The organism is Cohnella baijiui, from assembly GCF_020731285.1.
Taxonomy (GTDB): Bacteria; Bacillota; Bacilli; order Paenibacillales; family Paenibacillaceae; genus Cohnella.
Map to the genome: position 1 here is coordinate 1 of NZ_JAJFOW010000040.1, position 18299 is coordinate 18299.

At 60.7% G+C, this 18299-nt stretch carries 17 protein-coding genes; 14 read left to right on the forward strand and 3 right to left on the reverse strand.

Annotated elements, in window-relative coordinates; all coding sequences use genetic code 11:
* Positions 1 to 416 precede the first annotated feature (416 nt).
* Positions 417 to 821 (reverse strand): LysM peptidoglycan-binding domain-containing protein, encoded by a 405-nt coding sequence (locus tag LKX83_RS25880; RefSeq protein ID WP_227885739.1) that lies wholly within the window; start codon positions 819 to 821, stop codon positions 417 to 419.
* 342 nt (positions 822 to 1163) lie between these two features.
* Here LKX83_RS25880 and LKX83_RS25885 point away from each other — a divergent pair, with 342 nt between their 5' ends.
* The 9 genes from LKX83_RS25885 to LKX83_RS25925 all read left to right on the forward strand — a co-directional run bounded on the left by LKX83_RS25885 (position 1164) and on the right by LKX83_RS25925 (position 11178).
* Positions 1164 to 2210, forward strand: coding sequence for a LacI family DNA-binding transcriptional regulator (locus LKX83_RS25885; protein WP_227885740.1), 1047 nt, complete (start codon positions 1164 to 1166; stop codon positions 2208 to 2210).
* Complete coding sequence (locus LKX83_RS25890) at positions 2207 to 3679, forward strand: extracellular solute-binding protein (RefSeq protein ID WP_227885741.1); 1473 nt, start codon at positions 2207 to 2209, stop codon at positions 3677 to 3679. The genes LKX83_RS25885 and LKX83_RS25890 overlap by 4 nt, the downstream gene beginning before the upstream one ends.
* Positions 3680 to 3779: 100 nt before the next feature.
* Positions 3780 to 4655 (forward strand): ABC transporter permease subunit, encoded by an 876-nt coding sequence (locus tag LKX83_RS25895; protein ID WP_227885742.1) that lies wholly within the window; start codon positions 3780 to 3782, stop codon positions 4653 to 4655.
* Between the two features lies 1 nt (position 4656).
* The gene (locus LKX83_RS25900) at positions 4657 to 5529 is read left to right on the forward strand and encodes a carbohydrate ABC transporter permease (protein WP_227885743.1); all 873 of its coding nucleotides are present in this window, start codon (positions 4657 to 4659) and stop codon (positions 5527 to 5529) included.
* Positions 5530 to 5544: 15 nt separating this feature from the next.
* Positions 5545 to 6840: a CehA/McbA family metallohydrolase gene (locus LKX83_RS25905; protein WP_227885744.1), complete on the forward strand. Its 1296-nt coding sequence runs from the start codon at positions 5545 to 5547 to the stop codon at positions 6838 to 6840.
* A 203-nt stretch (positions 6841 to 7043) separates the two neighbouring features.
* Positions 7044 to 7829, forward strand: coding sequence for an RNA polymerase sigma factor (locus tag LKX83_RS25910; RefSeq protein ID WP_227885790.1), 786 nt, complete (start codon positions 7044 to 7046; stop codon positions 7827 to 7829).
* Positions 7830 to 7964: 135 nt separating this feature from the next.
* Complete coding sequence (locus LKX83_RS25915) at positions 7965 to 8858, forward strand: hypothetical protein (RefSeq protein ID WP_227885745.1); 894 nt, start codon at positions 7965 to 7967, stop codon at positions 8856 to 8858.
* A 242-nt stretch (positions 8859 to 9100) separates the two neighbouring features.
* A complete protein-coding gene (locus LKX83_RS25920; RefSeq protein ID WP_227885746.1) occupies positions 9101 to 9775 on the forward strand; it encodes a response regulator transcription factor in 675 nt (224 codons plus the stop codon).
* A complete protein-coding gene (locus tag LKX83_RS25925; protein WP_227885747.1) occupies positions 9772 to 11178 on the forward strand; it encodes a HAMP domain-containing sensor histidine kinase in 1407 nt (468 codons plus the stop codon). Before LKX83_RS25920 ends, LKX83_RS25925 begins: the two co-directional genes overlap by 4 nt.
* 222 nt (positions 11179 to 11400) lie before the next feature.
* Here LKX83_RS25925 and LKX83_RS25930 read toward each other — a convergent pair whose 3' ends face one another.
* On the reverse strand, positions 11401 to 12342 hold the full coding sequence (locus LKX83_RS25930; protein ID WP_227885748.1) for a helix-turn-helix transcriptional regulator: 942 nt from the start codon (positions 12340 to 12342) through the stop codon (positions 11401 to 11403).
* A gap of 90 nt (positions 12343 to 12432) precedes the next feature.
* On the opposite strand from LKX83_RS25930, the gene LKX83_RS25935 reads away from it, so the two are divergent.
* The 4 genes from LKX83_RS25935 (at position 12433) to LKX83_RS25950 (ending at position 17166) form a co-directional block, all read left to right on the forward strand.
* Positions 12433 to 14736 (forward strand): ATP-binding cassette domain-containing protein, encoded by a 2304-nt coding sequence (locus LKX83_RS25935; RefSeq protein WP_227885749.1) that lies wholly within the window; start codon positions 12433 to 12435, stop codon positions 14734 to 14736.
* Positions 14737 to 14807: 71 nt separating this feature from the next.
* Positions 14808 to 15728, forward strand: coding sequence for an ABC transporter ATP-binding protein (locus LKX83_RS25940; protein WP_227885750.1), 921 nt, complete (start codon positions 14808 to 14810; stop codon positions 15726 to 15728).
* Positions 15725 to 16438 (forward strand): ABC transporter permease, encoded by a 714-nt coding sequence (locus LKX83_RS25945; RefSeq protein WP_227885751.1) that lies wholly within the window; start codon positions 15725 to 15727, stop codon positions 16436 to 16438. Before LKX83_RS25940 ends, LKX83_RS25945 begins: the two co-directional genes overlap by 4 nt.
* A gap of 2 nt (positions 16439 to 16440) precedes the next feature.
* Positions 16441 to 17166 (forward strand): ABC transporter permease, encoded by a 726-nt coding sequence (locus LKX83_RS25950; protein ID WP_227885752.1) that lies wholly within the window; start codon positions 16441 to 16443, stop codon positions 17164 to 17166.
* A 120-nt stretch (positions 17167 to 17286) separates the two neighbouring features.
* On the opposite strand, the gene LKX83_RS25955 is transcribed toward LKX83_RS25950, so the two are convergent.
* Complete coding sequence (locus LKX83_RS25955) at positions 17287 to 17697, reverse strand: hypothetical protein (RefSeq protein ID WP_227885753.1); 411 nt, start codon at positions 17695 to 17697, stop codon at positions 17287 to 17289.
* A 196-nt stretch (positions 17698 to 17893) separates the two neighbouring features.
* On the opposite strand from LKX83_RS25955, the gene LKX83_RS25960 reads away from it, so the two are divergent.
* On the forward strand, positions 17894 to 18091 hold the full coding sequence (locus LKX83_RS25960; RefSeq protein ID WP_227885754.1) for a hypothetical protein: 198 nt from the start codon (positions 17894 to 17896) through the stop codon (positions 18089 to 18091).
* Positions 18092 to 18299: the final 208 nt, after the last annotated feature.

Here is an 18299-nt window from a genome sequence, read left to right on the forward strand (position 1 = left end):
GGTTTTTCCGATTAACTCCGACCGCCAACGGTACCTCCAGCTCGAGTTATGCGGTCTTTCCGATTAACTCCGACCGCCAACGGTACCTCCAGCTCGAGTTATGCGGTTTTTCCGATTAACTCCGACCGTCAACAGTACCTCCGACGTAAGTTATGCGGTTTTTCCGATTAACTCCGACCGCCAACGGTACCTCCAGCTCGAGTTATGCGGTTTTTCCGATTAACTCCGACCTCCAACGGTACCCCCAGCGCGAGTTATGCGGTTTTCCGATTAACTCCGACCTCCAACGGCACCTCCGACGCGAGTTATGCGGTTTTTCCGATTAACTCCGACCGCCAAAAGTACTTCCGGTTCGATCGAAGCCCTGTCAGCGCCGTCCCGAGGCGTCCGACAGGGCTTCTTGTTTTGGTCCAGGGTCAGCCGTGCGTTGACATGTACCCCGTCGAAGTCGGATGCTGCTGCATCGGCGCCGACATTTCGGAATACGTTTTTTGGCAGAGCATGTGCGAGATGCGCGGGATAAAGACGGTCTCGCCCGCGGTCAGCTGGTTCGGATTCGACAGGTGCGGATTGGCTTCCTCGAGGATGGCGTGAGGGATGTTGTATTTGTGCGATACCGTCGCGAGCGTATCTCCGGCTACGGCTTGATGCTGCGCGAACAGCGCGTCCTCCGATTGTCCGTCCCGGAAGAACGGAAAGCCGAAAGGCGAAAACCAGAAGAAGGGAAACAAGAAGCGGTTCGGGAAAAACGGATGCGGAAACGGGCGGAAGAAGGGACGGGGACCAAACCCGAATCCAGGGAAAAAGCCGCGATTCTCCATTCGTGCTACCTCCAGCAAGGTTCGATTTTCCCTATAGGCTATAACACAGATCGCTTGTTGGTTCCTCTTCGCGGCAAAAATGGGCGCAGGCAAATAAGGGTAAGCGCTTCATTCAATCGGTCTATTCGGCAAAAAGCTAACATAGGGATAACCATCCGATCATTCGCGGTTAATAAAACCGGTTTAATATCGTTCTTGTGCGCGCAAGACGCGAACGGCAACGCCGGGGGGTGAGCGAATCGCTAGGCCGGAGTCTGCTCCATCGTTAAACCGGTTTAACGATGGCGCCGCGCGACGCCTACTACCAACTTCCGAGAGGGAAGCCAAGAAAGGCCTGCGTACATGGCAACGATCGAAGACGTCGCGAAAGCATCCGGCGTATCCAAGGGCACCGTCTCCAACGTGTTCAGCAAAAAGCGCCCGATCAGCCGGGAAGTCGCCGAACGGGTGATGGCGGCGGCCAAAGCGCTCCATTACAAGCCGAATTATTGGGCGCGCAGCCTCGCGAACAAAGAAACCCGGATTATCGGCATCAGCATTCCGGGCGAGAAATTCAAGTTCAGCCAATTCCACCTGTCGCTGCTCAACGGCGTCCTCGGCGTCTGTTACGACCACGGCTACCGGCTGCTCGTAAACACGCTGCCACCGTCCTTCTTGACCCGGCCGGAACATCTGGCCACCGATCCGATCGACGGGGAGATCTTGCTCGATCCCGAATCCGGGGACGCCCGGATCGCGGAACGGCTCACCAGCGACGTCCCCGTCGTCGTGGTCGGCCGCCCGTCGCCCGAGTTCGAGAACCGCGTCGCCTACGTGGACAACGACAACGTCGGCATGACGCTCGAGACAACCCGCTATCTGCTCGGCCTCGGCCACCGCAGCTTCCTGTTCCTGAACGCGCCGGCCCACCGGACCGTCGCGGACGACCGCGCCCGCGGCTTCCTCGCCGCGACGGGCGAGGCCGGCGTCCCGGAGGCGAGCCGCCGCATCGTCTACAAGCCCGATACCGACGGTTCGTCGCGCGACTTCGGGTACGAGACGACGCTTCGTGCGATCCGGGAGTCGCCGGACATCACGGCCGTCATCGCGGATACGGACACGATGGCGCTCGGGGCCTACAAAGCCGCCGAGACGCTCGGCATCCGCATTCCGGACGCCCTGTCCGTCCTCGCGTTCAGCGAAGATTCGGTGTTCGCGCCGGAGTTCGCGCCGCCGCTGACGGGCGTCCGGCTCCACGCCGAGCGACTGGGCCGGGAAGCGGCACTGCTGCTGCTCGAGCGGATGCGCCATGACGACAAGACGGTGAAGCGCACGCTCGTGCCGACCGATATGGTCATCCGCAGCTCGTGCGCCATGCCTACCATTCCGAATGGAGGGAATCCAAAGTGAATCGCAAATCAAGAAACGTCCTGCTGTCCGCTACCGCCATCTCCGCCCTGCTCTTGTCCGCTTGCGGCGGCAACGACGGCGGCTCCAACGCTTCTCCGTCCGCTTCTCCGTCCGCTTCGTCGCCCGCCGAATCCGCCTCCCCTTCGCCTTCCGGCGGGGCGGAGACGCCAGCCGCCGGCGGCAAGCTGACGATTCTTGCCGGCAACGTCGGCGGCAAGACGCCCGAGGGCAATACGCAGTTCGCCAAAGCGATCGGCAGCCTGACCGGTCTCGACGTGACGCTCGACAAGCCTGCCAGCGATTACGACCAAAAGGTGCTGACGGCGCTCAGCTCCGGCGCCAAGTACGATCTGATCGAAGTCAGCGACGTCGCCAAGCTGCGCGCGTTCATCGCGCAGGGCGTCGTCACCGACGTGACGGATTTCGTTCAAGGCTCGAGCCAGTTGTCCGATCCGACGGTCATCCCATCCGGCGAATGGGATCAGCTGAAAGGGCCGGACGGCAAAATTTACGGCGTGTTTTCCAAGTTCCAGGGGGCGACGATGCCCATCGTCCGCAAGGATTGGCTGGACAAGTTGAACCTGCAGGAGCCGAAGACGCTGGATGAGCTGTACAACGTTCTGAAGGCGTTCAAGGACGGCGACCCGGACGGCGACGGCAAACCGAACACGTACGGTCTCAGCACCGCCGGCCTCTACGACATCCAGGGCATCATGAGCTCCGCCGGCCTCAAGTACCGCTACGTCATGAAAGACGGCAAGCGGACGATCCCGTACGCATCGGACGCCGCGATCCCGATGTACGAATGGTTTGCCAAGCTGGTCAAGGAAGGCATCATGGATCCGAACTTCATTACGAACGACACGGCCAAAATGCGCAACCTGTTCCTCACCGACCGCGTCGGCATGATCACCTATTGGGACGCCTGGGTCGGCATGTTCAACAATTTGAAACAGCAGGAAGATCCGAAGACGACCTTCGTCGCCGCCGGCATGGCGAGCATCCCCGGCCCCGACGGGACGATCCTCATGCGCCGCGGGGATCCGGACTTCTGGATCATCCCCACGAATGCGCCGCATCCCGACGCCGCGAAGAAATTTTTGGAGTTCTGGCATACGAAGGAAGGCATTACCCTCGGCAGCCTGGGCGTCGAAGGACTCGACTACACGGTCGACAACGGCACCTATACGCTGACCGAGACCGGCAAGTCGGCGAACATGGACCACGGCGTGCCGTATTGGTACAACACGAACGTCAAGTCGCCGTTCCCGCCGCTGCCGGGCGTGACCGATGCGATGGCGCTGTCCAAGCAATACGCCACGCTGGAGCTGGCGCTGGACACGTGGCCCGACGCGGAGAAGATCGTCACGAACTACGCGCTGAAGGCGATGTCCGGCCAAATGCCGGCCAAGGACGCCGTCGCCAAAATGCAAAAGGAATTGAAGGACGCCAAACTGATCGACGAATAAGACGAGGCGGGATGGAATAAGCCGGGGTTCGAGGGGGGCGCGGTCTGCCGCCGCCCCCCGCATCCGGCTGCGCCCGTCGTCATCGAAAGGAGGGCCACCGATGAGGACGCTCAAGCGAAAAGGGATGTTTTACGCCATGATGATCCCCGTCGCGGCATACTTTGTCCTTTTCGCCTACTATCCGCTGGCGCGGGGGCTTCAAGCCAGCTTCCAAGACTACAAGCTGATGGGGAACAGGCCTTACGTCGGCTTCGACAACTATGCGCTGGTCGCCCACGATCCGACCTTTTGGGACGCACTGCGCAACACGCTCGCCATCGGGGGCGGTATCCTCGCGTTCGGATTTCTCGCGCCGCTGATCGTGGCGCTCTCGCTGAACGAAGTGTGGAATCGAGGCTTCAAAAAGACGGCGCAACTCGTTCTGTACGTGCCGCACCTGCTGTCGTGGGTCGTCATCGGAGGCATCTGCATCTTCCTGCTGTCTCCGGATACCGGTCTCGTGAACCTGCTGCTCGTCAAAGGGCTCGGGATCGGGCCGATCAACTTTATGGCGGAAGAAGGCTGGGCGAGGACGATCATGATCGGTTCGGCGGTATGGAAGGACATGGGCTACAACTGCATTCTGTTTCTGGCCGGCATCGTGGCGATCAATCCGTCGCTGTACGAGGCGGCGCGCATTGACGGGGCGACGCGATGGCAGCAGTTGAAATTCGTGACGCTACCGCAGCTGCTGCCTACGATGAAGGTGATTTTATTGCTGAACACGCTCGGCCTGTTCCGGATTTTCGACCAAATTTTCGTCATGCGCAATCCGGCGATCGCGAGCAAGGTGGACGTGCTTATGATGTACACGTTCCAAAAAGGGATCATGGAAATCCGCATCGGTCCCGCGTCCGCCGCGAGCTTTTTCGTGGTCCTATTTACGCTGCTGCTGACGGTCGTCGTCCGGCGCATGACGCGCTTTGACGAGGTGTGAAATGGGGAGCCAACGATACGAACGCATGGGATGGAAAAACCGGACGTTCGACGCGCTGAACGCGGTCTTCCTCGTGCTGCTGATGTTGACGATGATCGTACCGTTTCTGAACGTCGCCGCGCTGGCCTTCTCTTCCGGGATGGCTTCGATGCGACCGGATATCATCCTGTTTCCGAAATCCTTCAGCATCGAAGGCTTCGCGACGGTCTGGCAGAGCCTCGACCTGAAGCGTCCTTTTCTGAACAGCGTCATCGTGACCGTCGTCGGTACGACGCTGCACGTTCTGTTGTCCAGTCTGGCGGGCTTCGTGCTGATTCAGCCGAGCTTGCCCGGCAAGCGGCTCATGGTCTCGTTTATCCTGCTCACGATGATGATCCCGCAGGATGCGATCATGATTCCGCTCTATTTGGTCAATAAAGACTTGCACTTGCTGAATTCGCTGGGCTCGCTCGTCCTGTCGGGCATGATCTCGGGATTTTCGATCCTGCTCATGCGTAACTACTTTCTCGCCGTCCCCTACGAGATGTCCGAATCCGCGCAGATGGACGGTGCGGGCACGCTGCGGATTTTCGCCTCCATGTACATGCGGCTGGCAAAGACAGGGCTCGCGACGGTCACGCTGTTCGAGTTCGTCAGCCGGTGGAACATGCTGACCGCGCCGGTCCTGTTCATCAACGATCCGGCCAAAAACACGCTGCAGGTCGCGCTCAAGTCGATGATCGTGGACGCCAGCGCGACATCCAGCAATTTTCTCGTCACGACGAACGTACGGATGGCCGGCATCCTGATCTCGATCATTCCGCTGCTTCTGATCTATCCGTTCGTGCAGCGATACTTCATGAAGGGCCTTCTGCTGGGGGCGAACAAAGAATAAGGGAGGCAGACCGCCATGGCGCATACCGAGACACTGACGTTGCGGCGCTTCATCGCCAAATCCGAAGAGAAAACGTATCCCGAGGTGCCCTTCGCGGTCGGGGACGACGTCGAGCGGATCGAGGTTCGCTACGCCTATGCGCGCCCCGACGGCCGGACGGTCGTCGATATCGGGCTTCGCTCCCCGGAGCGGATCGTCGGCTGGAGCGGCGGCGCCCGGTCGTCCTTTTTCGTGGGACTGGACACGGCTACGCCGGGCTATTTGGCCGGTCCGCTTCCGCCAGGGGAATGGCGCATCCTGCTGGGGGCCTACCGCATCCCGGACGAAGGGTGCGAGGTGGAAATCGCCGTCTCCATCGCGCGGACCCGTCCGAGATGGCTGAAGGGCGATCTCCACATGCACGGCGTTCACAGCGACGGCGCTTACGAGATCGCGGACGCGATTCGCGTCTGCAAGGAGAAGGGGCTCGACTTCGCCGCCTTCACGGACCACAACAACGCATCGCAAAACCTCGCCACGCTCGCGGCGGACGATCGGCTCGTGCTTCTGCCTGGCGTGGAACTGACCAGCTACAGCGGACACGCCAATCTGCTCGGCCATCTCGACGCGTTGGACGATTTTCGCGTCCGGACGCCCGAACAGGCGGCCGAGACGCTCCGCCGCGGCCGGGAGAAGGGCGCGCTCGTCTCGCTGAACCACCCGTTCTGTCCCGACTGCCCCTGGGAGCTGGGCTTCGATGTGCCGTATGATGCGATCGAGGTATGGAACGGCCCCTGGCGCGAGCTAAACGAAACCGCCGTGCGGTGGTGGCACGATCAGCTTGCGGCCGGCCGCCGCGTCGTCGCGATCGGCGGCAGCGACACGCATGCGCCGCACCCGCTCGTCGCGCACGGCGTACCGACGACCTACGTGCGGGCGGATGCGGCGTCGAAGGCGGCGATTCTAGACGCGATCCGGCAAGGACGCGTCGTGCTCTCCTTCGCGACGGATGAGACGTTCATCGAGCTGACGGCGGGCGAAGCCGGAATCGGCGATACGCTGAAGACGGGCGAAGAGGCGGAGACGGAGCTGGGCGTGACGGTGCGGGGCGCGGCGGGAGACGTCGTCCGGGTATGGTCCGATCGGGGGCTGGAGGCGGAGTGGACCGCCGAACGTGAGGACGCGCGGATCCTGCGCCTGCCTGCGGACCGGCTGTTTTACCGGGCGGAGTCTTACCGGTATTTGCCTAAGTGGGGGCGGACGATCCTCTCCTGTTTGACCAATCCGATCTATCTCCGCGGCGCCGGCATGAATGACGAAGCTATGTCTTGAATGCGTTCGTTTCCAAAGGCTGACCCGAAGTCCATTCGACGACTTCGGGTCAGCCTATTTTGCTTGGTCCAACCCGGCGAAGAAGATGCTATAGTAGATTCATAGGAGCAAGCGCGACCCTTTTTTGACAAAAAAGCTTTTGGCTGCGATAGATGGGGACCGGGATTGGCATCTATCCAAATGGAGGGATGACGGTGGAGACCATGATACGCGGATGGCATGCGCGAGTATCCGCGCTGGAGGAACGGGAGCGGGGACCGGACGGTGCAGGCGCGGAGCCCGCCGACGGGGCGAGCGAACGGGAGTTGGTCGAGCGCGCGCGTTTTGGCGACCAGGAGGCGTTCGGCGAGCTGGTGCGCCGGCATCGGGCCCAAGCGCTGGGGCTTGCGGGCAAGCTGACGAAAGACGCGCATTTGGCGGAGGACGTCGTGCAGGAAGCGTTGATCCGGGCGTTTCTGCATCTCGGAACGCTGATGGATACGGGGCGTTTCATGCCATGGTTTCAACGCATCGTCCGAAACCAGGCGTATATGAAGCTGCGGAGGGGCGGTCCGCATCGCAAGGAGGTGCCCGTCACCGGGCTGGCGGCCGCCGGCGACCGGCGGCAGGGCGATAGGGAGCCAGCCGACTGGCACGATCTCGACCGCATCTTGTTCCGGCTCATGGATCATGCCTCCGAGGAAGCGAAGCGGCAGTCGAATCCCGAAGCCTGCCTCGCTCGCAAAGAAATGCTGCACGGCATCCACCTGCTGCTTCAATGCCTGAATCCGCGGGAACGGGGCATTTTCGAGGCGCGGTTCTTCGGAGAGCTGTCGCCGGCCGAGATTGCGGCTTTGTTCGACACGACGACGGCAGGGGTATACAATTCGTTGTCCCGCTCGCGGGTCAAGCTGCAGCGCGAACGCATCCGGATCGCCATCCGGGATTATGTGCAAAAGCGCTCGGATCTCGGGCTCCCTTCCAAACGCATTCTCGCGACGCCCCCTTAATCGAAACCGAGAAGGAGTCCGATCATTACGGCACCCACGAATCGAGACTGGACGAAAACGAAAACGACGGCGGCTTACGCGATTCATGGCGCCGTCGGCTACACGGACAAGAAAGGCCTGTCGCTGGTGGACGTCATGGGACTGACCGGCCACGCGTTCCGGCTGAATATCGATCCCAAGGTGGTCCATGCCGCGGGACCGACGTCGTTTCCCGGCGGATACATCCTCCGGCGCAACCTGGCGAACCTGGGCTTCATTTCCAACCTTGCGGATGCCGAAGTGCCGGTATCGCCGGAGCTGGCGGAACGGACGCTCGCGCTCATCCAGCAGACGATCGACCGGGGGACGCCCGCAATCGCCTTCGATCTGTTCATCCCCGAGTTCGGGCTGATCTACGGCTACGACGACGAGCGGCAGCTGTTTCATGCCAAAGACGTCTCGCAGGACGGAACGATCCCGTATGGGCAGTTCGTGCAGTCGCGGATTGGCGTGCTGTTCGCCGTCACGATCTCGGAAAGCCTGCCGCACTCCAAATACGAAATGCTGCGGATGGCGCTTGATATGATTGTCGACCACGCGCGCAGCCGGGAGTGGAACCATATCTTTCACGGCCAATTCGCCATCGGCCTCGCCGGCTACGACGCGTGGATCGACGTCATGCGCAGACGCGAAGCGGATCCGTTCGGCAACTGCTTCAACGTGGAAGTCGCGGCCGACGCGCGCGTTTTCGCGGCGGAATTCCTGCGACGGCTGACCGTGCAATGGAACGGCGCGAACTTCGTCGAGCGCACGGTCCGGGAACGGGCGGCGGAGGCGATGGCGCATTACGGGGTCGTCGCCGAAGCGTTTCGCGGCTTGGAGGCGCTGTTTCCCTATCCCCGGGGCGGCACGCCGCAGGATCCCGAATCCGCTGACCGGGCGATTGCCTTGCTGACGGAAGCCCGGGCGGCGGAGGAGCGGGGTATCGAGGCGCTGGAGCGGCTGCTGGATTTTATGAAGGCCTATTACTCCGAAATATGGGTTCATTGAAACCACGCATTCGGACCAAATCCGGGAGGGTTGTCGAACCCCCTCTCGCCGTGCCGCATCAACCGCACCGCGACCTGCATACGCTGGTTCCGGGGAGGCGAAGCATTTTTATTTTCGCAATCCGGAGGGCAACCTGCTGGAAGCGGCATGGTCCGCAAATTTAAACGAAATTTAACTTTTCCTTCTCAAAACCGCTCGTCTATGATAGGGACAATTGCGTAAATGCGAGGCGGTGCGATTTTGTGAAGAAACGCGTGCTCTATATCGAAGACGATCCGGAGATCGGGCAATGGGTGCATGACGAGTTGGAGCGCAGGGGCTATGCGGTCGAATGGCTGCTGTCGGGCGAAGAAGCGGCGGAGCGGGTCGGTCAGGCGGACCTCGTCGTGCTCGACGTCATGCTCCCGGGGCTGGACGGCTACACGGTCGGCCAGCGGCTGAAGAAGGAGGCGCCGGGCGTTCCCGTCCTGATGCTTTCCGCCCGGACGTCGGTGGACGACAAGCTGCAGGGGCTGAAGTTCGCGGACGACTATTTGACCAAGCCGTTTCATCCGGACGAGTTGGCTGCCAGGCTCGAAGTGCTGCTGCGCAGATACGGCCGGCATGAAGGCCGGACGATCCGGCTGGAGCATCTCGAGGTGTCTCCGGAGCTGCAGACGGTCGTCGACGGCCAGACCGGCGAGGAAATATTATTGACGCCGAAGCAGCTGCAGATTCTGCTTTACTTCGTCCGCAACCCCAATCGGATCTTGACCAAGGAGCAAATCTACGAAGCCGTATGGGGGGATCCGTACCTCGAGGGCGATAAGTCGGTCATGGTGCATATCCGGTATTTAAGGGAAAAAATCGAGCGCGATCCGGGCAATCCGACGATCATCGAGACGATCCGCGGCATCGGCTATCGGGTGAAGCAATGAGGCGCCGGCCGCGCCGCTTCGGCTTGAAGCACTCCTTGCTGAACAAGTACCTCTTAATCGTCCTTTGCGCGATCGTGCTTTTGCCTTTCGCGTTTCCGCTCATCGGCATCCTCCTCTCGGTGCAGAACTGGCGCTCTGACATCGCGTCGGACAGCCGTTACCGCGACGGCGCGAAGCTTATGCAAATGTGGCATGGGGAAGCGGCCAAGCTCGGAGGGGCGGCTCCCGGGGAGATCGACACGGCGCTTCGGCGGCTGCAGGCAGACTACCCGAAGCTAGGGATGTTCTGGGTGGACGGCGCCGGCCAGACGCGGCTGAAGCTGCCGGTCGATCTGGACGTGCCCGATTCGTGGGACCCGTCTTATACCGTGCAATTCATGAAAGAGCGGACCGGAGGCCCGATCTTCACCGTCGTGGCCTTCATCGGCAGCGGCCGAAACGAGGGCTTCATGGTCATGCAGCTCCCCCGGACCGAAATGGACCCCGTCGTCGTGGCGGCCCAACGGAATTACGGGACGATCTACCTTCTCGGCATCCTGCTCATGCTGGGCCTGTTTCTGGCCGTGTCCCTCGTATTTTTTCTGCGCATCCGAAGGCGGCTCGTCCGCCTGCAATGCGCGATGGCGTGGCCGACCGACGGCGGCGTCCCGAGGACCGTCGCCGCGGACCGCGACGACGAGATCGGGCGGCTAGAGCAGGCGTTTAACGAGATGATCCGCAAGCTTGAGGCGAGCCGCGCGCGGGAGGCCGCGGAGACCGAGCTGCGCCAGGACCTGATCGCCAAGCTGTCCCACGATTTGCGGACGCCGTTGACGACCATTCGAGGTCATGCCTACAGCTTGCGGCAGGAAGAGCTAAGCGATCGGGGACGGGAGTCGCTCGACTTGATCGACCGCAAGATCGGCTATCTCGGCCAGTTGATCGACAATCTATTCTCCTACTCGCTGCTGTCGTCCGGCCGTTATCCGCATCGTCCGCAGCGGCTGGACATCGTCAGGCTCGCCCGCACGCACTTCGCGGGCTGGTATCCCGTGTTCGAGCAGGAAGGGTTCGAGGTCGATACGGAGCTGCCCGATTCGGCGGTTTACTGGGAGGTCGACCCCGAGCGGATGGAGCGGGTGCTGGACAATTACCTGCAAAACGTGCTGCGGCACGCGCGCGACGGCCGTTACGTCGCGCTGCGAGTATCGGCTGAAGCGGACGGCGCGATCGAAATCGCGGACCGCGGTCCCGGGATGCAAGGACCGACGGCTTCGAGGGGAGCGGGCATGGGGCTGTCGATCGCCGCGCTCATGCTCAAGGACATGCAGCTGCGCGCAGACGTGCGGAGCGGACCGTCCGGCACGACGGTGCGGATCGTGCGCCGACCGGGCTTGCCTGCATCCGTTCCGCAGGGCGATTAGCGGCTGCAAGAGGAACGCGGGAGTAGGGTCGAAGGCGGAAGCTCCCACAGTGCGGTACATGATGCATGCGGCAGCAAGTCGAAAGCGGCAGCCTTCGGGCTGCCGTTTTTTGCCAAGAGGGTGTCCCTCGCCAGATCGGGATCGGCAAAATTGCGGAATGATAAGCACCTTTATCGCGGTGCAGGTGGGATTCCAGCCTACGGCGCTCCGCCTACCCCTTGCTTAAGAGTAATGCCGCAACCGCTCACGGGCTTCGCTGCGGATATATTCGATCGCCTCGCACGGCTCGATCACTTTGCCCGACGTTCCCAGGCGGAAAAAGAAGTCGGAGGCGAACGGCAACTCGCTCCTGTCGATTTCGACATCGACGTAGCCGTGCTCCCGGCCGGTCATCACAATGTAAGGCTCCAGCCAAGGCTGGCTGCGGCATTGCCGCACGCCTTCCCGGTTCAGCTCCGCGTACAGCCGCACGGGATCTTTCGGCTCGGATGCCGCCAGGCGCTGCAGCCAGTCGTCCAGCTGGAACTGCCGCACGAACGTTTCTGACGTTCGCTCCAATGCCGCGATCCGGTCGGTCCGAAACAGCCGGGTCTCGCCGGAAGTCCGTTCGAAAGCGGGCATATACCAGAAGCCCCCGTACGCATACACGCCGATAGGTTCGACCTCCCTCCTCGTATTTTCATTCTTTGAGACATATTCGATCTGTAATACTCGCTGTTCCGCGGCCGCCTCGATAATGTGGGACAAGTAAGGGGACGAGACGGTTCTTTTGGGATGCCAGAACGATAACACTGAACCGAGACGGTCCACTTTGCGCCGCGAGTCGGCGGGCAGACTGGCGTACAGCTTCCTAGAGACGGAGTTGATGTTGATATTGAAGGGCAGCGACGAGTAATGCCGGAGCGATTGGAAAGCGAAAAAAATGGCGAATGCTTCGTGTTCGTCGAACACGATCGGCGGCAGCATTCTATTGTTCAGCACCCGATAGCCGCCTCCGCGGCCGGGCTCGGTGTACAACGGCACGCCCATCCCGCCGATTTCCGACAAGTAGCGGTGCGCCGTCCGGACGGAGAAGCCGAATTCGTCGGCAACGTCCTGCGCGGTAAAGCTGCGCTTCGTATTGACGTACATGATGAGGTCGAACAACAGCCTTGCTTTGGACAAGGAAAAAATCCTCCCTTCGTTAAAACATGACGATGATTGACATGGTTTAAATGTATAGTAGTTTTTGAGGACTTTCAATCGGCAAGGAGGATGACGACCATAAGAACGAGTGATTTTATTCGCATGATCGGAGCAAGAGAGAAAAACTTGAAAAACGTCAGCGTCGCGATTCCAAAAAAGAAAATTACGGTATTCGCAGGCGTATCTGGCTCCGGGAAGTCGGCGCTCGTGTTCGATACGATCGCGGCGGAGGCGCAGCGGCAATTGAACGAATCGTATTCCAGCTTCGTTCGGAACCGGCTGCCGCACTACGGGCAGCCCGAAGTGGACTCGATTGACCATTTGGCAGCGGCGATCGTCATCAATCAGAAAAGAATCGGCGGCAACGGCCGTTCAACGGTCGGAACGGCAACCGATATTTACGCCATGCTGCGCCTGTTGTTTTCGCGGTTCGGCCGCCCGTTCGTTGGATACTCGGACATATTTTCGTTCAACAACCCTCAGGGGATGTGCCCGGAATGCGAAGGACTCGGCAAGGTGAAGATCGTTCATCCGAAGCGGCTGCTCGACAAGGAGAAGTCGCTCAACGAAGGCGCCATCGAATTCCCTACCTTCCGGCCCGGCGATTTCAGGTGGAAGAGGTATGTATGCACCGGTTTGTTCGACAACGACAAGAAGATCAAAAATTACACGGAGGACGAACTGGACACTTTGCTGTACAAGACAGGTTTTAAGCCTCCGAATCCGACGAAGGGTTGGCCGCCGACATCGTACTACGAAGGGGTCGTTCCGAGAATCAAGCGAACCTTTCTGAACCAGGACTCCCGGGGCGTAGCGCGGTACAAGGACGCCATCGATCGAGTGGCGACCGAAGAGACGTGTCCCCTATGCGGCGGCGGCAGGCTGCAGCAAGCGGTGTTAGCGTGCAAAATCAACGGAAAAAGCATCGCAGACTGCGCAGGCATGCCGATCGGCGAGCTGTCGCGATTCGTTCAAGACGTGCAGGAACCGGCGGCACTGACGGTCACAGAAGCGATGGCGAAGCGGCTGCGCGATATCGTCTCCGTCGGGCTCGGCTACTTGACATTGAATCGGGACACCGCCAGCTTGTCGGGCGGCGAGTCGCAGCGGATCAAGCTGGTTCGTCAGCTCGGCAACAGTCTGACGGACATGATTTATATTTTCGATGAACCGAGCATCGGGCTTCACCCACACGATGTCGGCAATATCAATCGGCTCATGCGGGAGCTGCGGGATAAAGGAAACACGGTGTTGATTGTGGAGCACGACCCGGATGTCATTCGCATTGCGGATCATATTGTGGAGATGGGACCGGAGGCAGGGGCAGGCGGCGGACGGATCGTATACGAAGGAACGTTGTCCGGGTTGCTGTCGGCACATACGCGGACTTCCGAATATGTGAAGCGGACGCCCGAATTCAAGACTGAGCCGCGCTCGCCCGACGGATGGATCGAGGCGAAAGGCGTGCGCCGGAACAACTTGAAGGGGATCGACGTTCGCTTTCCGCTCAGTGTAATGACGGTCGTCACCGGTGTCGCGGGATCAGGGAAGAGCACTTTGGTTCATGACGTGCTTGCGAGCTGTCGGCCCGATGCCGTCTATATCGATCAAGGCGCGATCGGAGCGTCGGTTCGTTCCAATATTGCCACGTACAGCGGCATGTTCGACGCCGTTCGCCGAATGTTTGCTGCGACCAATCGGACGAACGATTCGTTGTTCAGCTTTAATTCGCAGGGAGCTTGTCCCGAGTGCAAAGGATTGGGAGAGGTCTACATCGACTTGGCGTTCATGGACACGGTATCGAGCGAGTGCGAGCGGTGCCGGGGGAGGCGGTTCACGGACGAAGTTCTCACTTATACGCTTCGCGGCAAAAATATAAGCGAAGTGTTAGCCATGACGGTGGACGAGGCGGTGTCCTTTTTGGCGGAAGAGGAGATTGAGTCTGTGCTGCTGAGAATACAGGAAACGGGAATCGGTTATTTGACGCTGGGGCAGCCGCTCAGCACGCTTTCGGGCGGCGAATTGCAGCGCTTCAAGCTGGCGATGGAGCTCGCAAGCGGCGGCGGAGGAAAGCTGTATGTGTTGGATGAGCCGACGACGGGACTACACATGTCGGATGTCGAACGGCTGATCCGCATCTTGAATCGTCTTGTGGATCAAGGAAGCACGTTGATTGTCATCGAACATAATTTGGACGTCATCCACCAGGCGGACTGGATCGTCGATCTCGGCCCCGGTGCGGGGGAAGAAGGGGGACGGTTGCTATACGAAGGAGTGCCGAAGCATATCGTTCGTTGCAGCGAATCTGTGACGGGGAAATATATGAATGGGGAGAGGGAAAAATATATTTTCGAAAAATCCTCGTTTTTTTAAACGAATCATAAACGCCGGCCGACCGCGGCTTTAACCTTTGCCCGTTAGGATGAAGGCAGAGGTGATCTGACATGTCCAATCAAGCATGGATTTTGGAAACGCGAGGGCTGACCAAGCGGCTCGGGGGAAAAAACGTCGTGAACGAGGTTAACCTCGCGATCGGGAAAGGGGAAATTTACGGCTTCCTGGGACCGAACGGCGCCGGCAAAACGACGACGATCCGGATGCTGCTCGGCCTCGCCAAGCCGACCAAAGGGAGCGTCCATCTGTTCGGGCGGGACATCCGCAAGGAGCGGATTCCGATCCTGCGGAAGGTCGGCTCGCTGGTGGAATATCCGTCGTACTACGGACATTTGACCGCGAAAGAAAACTTGGAGGTGGTGAGACGGCTGCTCGGCGTCCCGCGGTCGCGAATCGACGACGTGCTGTCCGTCGTGCGCCTGACGAAAGAGGCGGATCGGGCCGTCAAAGGGTACTCGCTCGGCATGAAGCAGCGGCTCGGCATCGCGACCGCCTTGCTCGGACAGCCCGAGCTGCTCGTGCTGGACGAGCCGACCAACGGTCTCGATCCCGCGGGCATCCAGGAGATTCGCGAGCTCATCAAGAGCTTGCCCGCCACCCAAGGCGTGACGATCCTCATCTCCAGCCACCTGCTGTCCGAGGTCGAGCAGATGGCGACCCGAGTGGGCATTATCGACAAGGGGAACCTCATCTACCAGGACGGCATCCGGATGCTGCGCGAGCGCGCCAAGAGCCGCATTCGCTTCGGCGTGAGCGAACCCGAGGCTGCCTGGCGGCTGCTGCTCTCCCACGGCTACGAGGCCGCCTGGGACCGTCACCAGCTTACCGTGGAGCGCGCGGACGACCGGACGGTGGCAGCCATCGTCACGCAGCTCGTCCGCCAAAACCATCAGGTGTACCGGGTGGAGGAAGAGACCGCGTCGCTCGAGCGCATTTTCCTGGAGATGACGGGGACGGAGGGCAGCCTATGATGCTCCGGCTGCTTTCCGTCGAGCTGCTGAAAATCCGTAAAAAGCTGCTCTGGCTGCTCGTCGTGATCGGACCGCTTGGCGTCGTGAGCCTCCAGGCCGTCAACTTCGGCCTGCGTTATGATTACTTGTCCAAGCTTTATGCGGACGGTCTGTGGAGCGGCCTCATTCTTAACGTCTCGAACCTCGCGCTGTCAGCGCTGTTCATCGGACTCGCGATCGTCGCGTCGATGTCGGCAGGCATCGAGCATCAGACGAACGCCTGGAAGATGACGCTGGCGCTGCCGGTGTCGAAGGGGCAGGTGTTCGGCGCGAAGTTTCTGCTGAACGTCCTTCTGCTGTTCGTCTCGTCCAGTCTGCTTGTGCCGTTCACGCTCGCACTCGGATGGGCGCTCGGCTTCGACGGACCGATTCCCATCGCGGAGCTGCTCCGGACGGCGTATTATCCGCTGCTCGCCGCCATGCCATTCGTCGCGGTGCAATGCGGGCTGTCGGTCCACCTGGCCAATCAGGCGCTGCCGATGACGATCGGTATCGTCGGCATGATCGCCGCCATGTTCGGCTCCTGGTTTCCGGACTGGGTGCCATGGAAGTGGCCGAGTCTGCTCAATGCCTCGCATGAGCCGCTCCTCTCCGTCGGACTGGGGCTGGTACTCGGCGCCGTCGTCTTCTTAGTCGGGATGACCGTATTTGCGCGAAAGGATGTGACGTAGCGATGCTCAAGATGATTCGCTCGGAATGGATCAAGATCAGGCGCTCCGTCGTCTGGCTGCTATCGGGAGTCAGCCCGATCATCGCGCTCGCGATCGGGACGTTCGGCTACCGCCCGAAAGGCGGCTTCCCGTGGGAAGAGATGCTGTCGCTCCTGTCGGCCCTCCACGCCATGCTCTTCCTGCCGCTTCTGGCCGGCGTCTATGCGGCGCTGCTCTGCCGGTACGAGCATGCGGCCGGCGGATGGAAACAGATGCTCGCGATGCCGGTATCCCGGACGCAGGTGTATTTCGCGAAGTTCGTCATTCTGATGCTGCTGCTCGCCGTGACGCAGGCGCTTCTCTTGATCGTCCTGCTGATCATCGGAGCCACGCACGGCATCGGCTCCCCGATCCCTTGGGGAACGCTGTTCGCCTCGTTTGCGGGAGGATGGCTCGCTTGCCTGCCCTTGGCAGCCCTGCAGTTGTTCGTCTCCGTCGCCTTTCAGAGCTTTGCGGCGCCGCTGGCCGTCAACGTCATCCTCACGATTCCGAACGTGCTGGTGGTGAACTCGGAGCGCTTCGGGCCTTATTATCCTTGGGCGCAGCCGATGCTGGCGATGCTGCCGCGGACGGACTACGGCTTCGGCGCGTTTCACCTGTCCATGGAAACGCTGGCGGCCGTTGTACTGGGAAGTTTTTGCGTCTTCTTCGCGGCGGGCTGGGCGTACTTTACGAACAAACCGGTCTAACGTCGCGCTTTCATTTTGGCCGCATCCATCAGGAAACGGAGCCGCGCCCCGCGCAGGCTCCGTTTCGCCGTTCGCCCTGATCGTTTCCGTTTGTCCCTGCCCGGGTTCAGACCTCGTGCCTTACTTCAAGCCGCCGAACAGAGGCATGATCGACTTCACCATGTTCATCCCCATCTTGATGACGGGCATCGCTTTTTGCATAAAGCCGAACAGGTCGGTCAGGGTACTCAGTCCGAAGCCGCCGAAGCCGCGGATGCCGCCCTCCGCCGCGGCGCCTTCCGCGGCCGCCGCACCGCCTTCCGCCGAGACGGCGGGGAGGAGCCCGGCGATCTTCGCCCGGCGCGTGCGCAGCGGTTCGGCCGGATGCATCCGGCCTTCGCCTTGCCTGCCGGCGAGCACCAATTGTCCGTCCTCCATGCCTTCGATCCAGCCCACATAGTAACGTCCGTCGTACAGCTCGACGCAGACAGGTTGCCCGGCAAGCCGTTTGGCTTGCGTTCGCGCCTGGGACGTCCGGGGAACTGTCTTCATACCGATCACCTCGCCTTCGGGATAGTACAGTGTATTCGCCGCCGTGCACGGCGCTTGTACGTTCACACAGTCGATAAATGTCTCGCTCCAAGCCTGGAGCTGGGATCCGTTCCTTTGTCGGGATTGCCATTCATTCCGCGAGATGTTAAAATATCATCCTTAGAAGACGTACCTTTATCACGAGGAGCCAACGTTCATGAACGAGAAGACGCCGATCGAAAAGCAAGTCCACGTCGTTAAGCGCGAATTTCCGAATCTGCCGCTGAACCATCATTCCCGCGTATTCGTCTCCCAGAAGGAAAACGGAGAGTCGGTCGAGTGGTTCCAGGATGCCTGGGGCGGCTTCGTCCTGGTGAAGCACTACCTCTCCTCCGGCACCATCGAGTACATCTAAGGCAGACTGTCCCGGCCCCGAGCCGGCGCTACCGCACAGCCCCCGAGTCCGAACGACTCGGGGGCTTTCGCATGTCCGTCGATGGGTCTGCGCAGCTTTTTTTCGGCCCGCTTCACAAAAAGTTGAGAATTGCCCGATACACTGAAGAAAGATCGCCGACGAACCCGGCGAAACGGGCGGAGCGAAAGCGTCTCCCGCATTTGTTGCT

What these genes read in the sequence shown, in the direction of transcription:
- LKX83_RS25910 (WP_227885790.1), top strand. Translation starts at nt 7,044, where the DNA reads ATGATACGCGGATGGCATGCGCGAGTATCCGCGCTGGAGGAACGGGAG.
- LKX83_RS25945 (WP_227885751.1), top strand. Translation starts at nt 15,725, where the DNA reads ATGATGCTCCGGCTGCTTTCCGTCGAGCTGCTGAAAATCCGTAAAAAG.
- LKX83_RS25880 (WP_227885739.1), bottom strand. Translation starts at nt 821, where the DNA reads ATGGAGAATCGCGGCTTTTTCCCTGGATTCGGGTTTGGTCCCCGTCCC.
- LKX83_RS25925 (WP_227885747.1), top strand. Translation starts at nt 9,772, where the DNA reads ATGAGGCGCCGGCCGCGCCGCTTCGGCTTGAAGCACTCCTTGCTGAAC.
- LKX83_RS25935 (WP_227885749.1), top strand. Translation starts at nt 12,433, where the DNA reads ATGACGACCATAAGAACGAGTGATTTTATTCGCATGATCGGAGCAAGA.
- LKX83_RS25955 (WP_227885753.1), bottom strand. Translation starts at nt 17,697, where the DNA reads ATGAAGACAGTTCCCCGGACGTCCCAGGCGCGAACGCAAGCCAAACGG.
- LKX83_RS25940 (WP_227885750.1), top strand. Translation starts at nt 14,808, where the DNA reads ATGTCCAATCAAGCATGGATTTTGGAAACGCGAGGGCTGACCAAGCGG.
- LKX83_RS25885 (WP_227885740.1), top strand. Translation starts at nt 1,164, where the DNA reads ATGGCAACGATCGAAGACGTCGCGAAAGCATCCGGCGTATCCAAGGGC.
- LKX83_RS25905 (WP_227885744.1), top strand. Translation starts at nt 5,545, where the DNA reads ATGGCGCATACCGAGACACTGACGTTGCGGCGCTTCATCGCCAAATCC.
- LKX83_RS25950 (WP_227885752.1), top strand. Translation starts at nt 16,441, where the DNA reads ATGCTCAAGATGATTCGCTCGGAATGGATCAAGATCAGGCGCTCCGTC.
- LKX83_RS25960 (WP_227885754.1), top strand. Translation starts at nt 17,894, where the DNA reads ATGAACGAGAAGACGCCGATCGAAAAGCAAGTCCACGTCGTTAAGCGC.
- LKX83_RS25900 (WP_227885743.1), top strand. Translation starts at nt 4,657, where the DNA reads ATGGGGAGCCAACGATACGAACGCATGGGATGGAAAAACCGGACGTTC.
- LKX83_RS25915 (WP_227885745.1), top strand. Translation starts at nt 7,965, where the DNA reads ATGGGACTGACCGGCCACGCGTTCCGGCTGAATATCGATCCCAAGGTG.
- LKX83_RS25895 (WP_227885742.1), top strand. Translation starts at nt 3,780, where the DNA reads ATGAGGACGCTCAAGCGAAAAGGGATGTTTTACGCCATGATGATCCCC.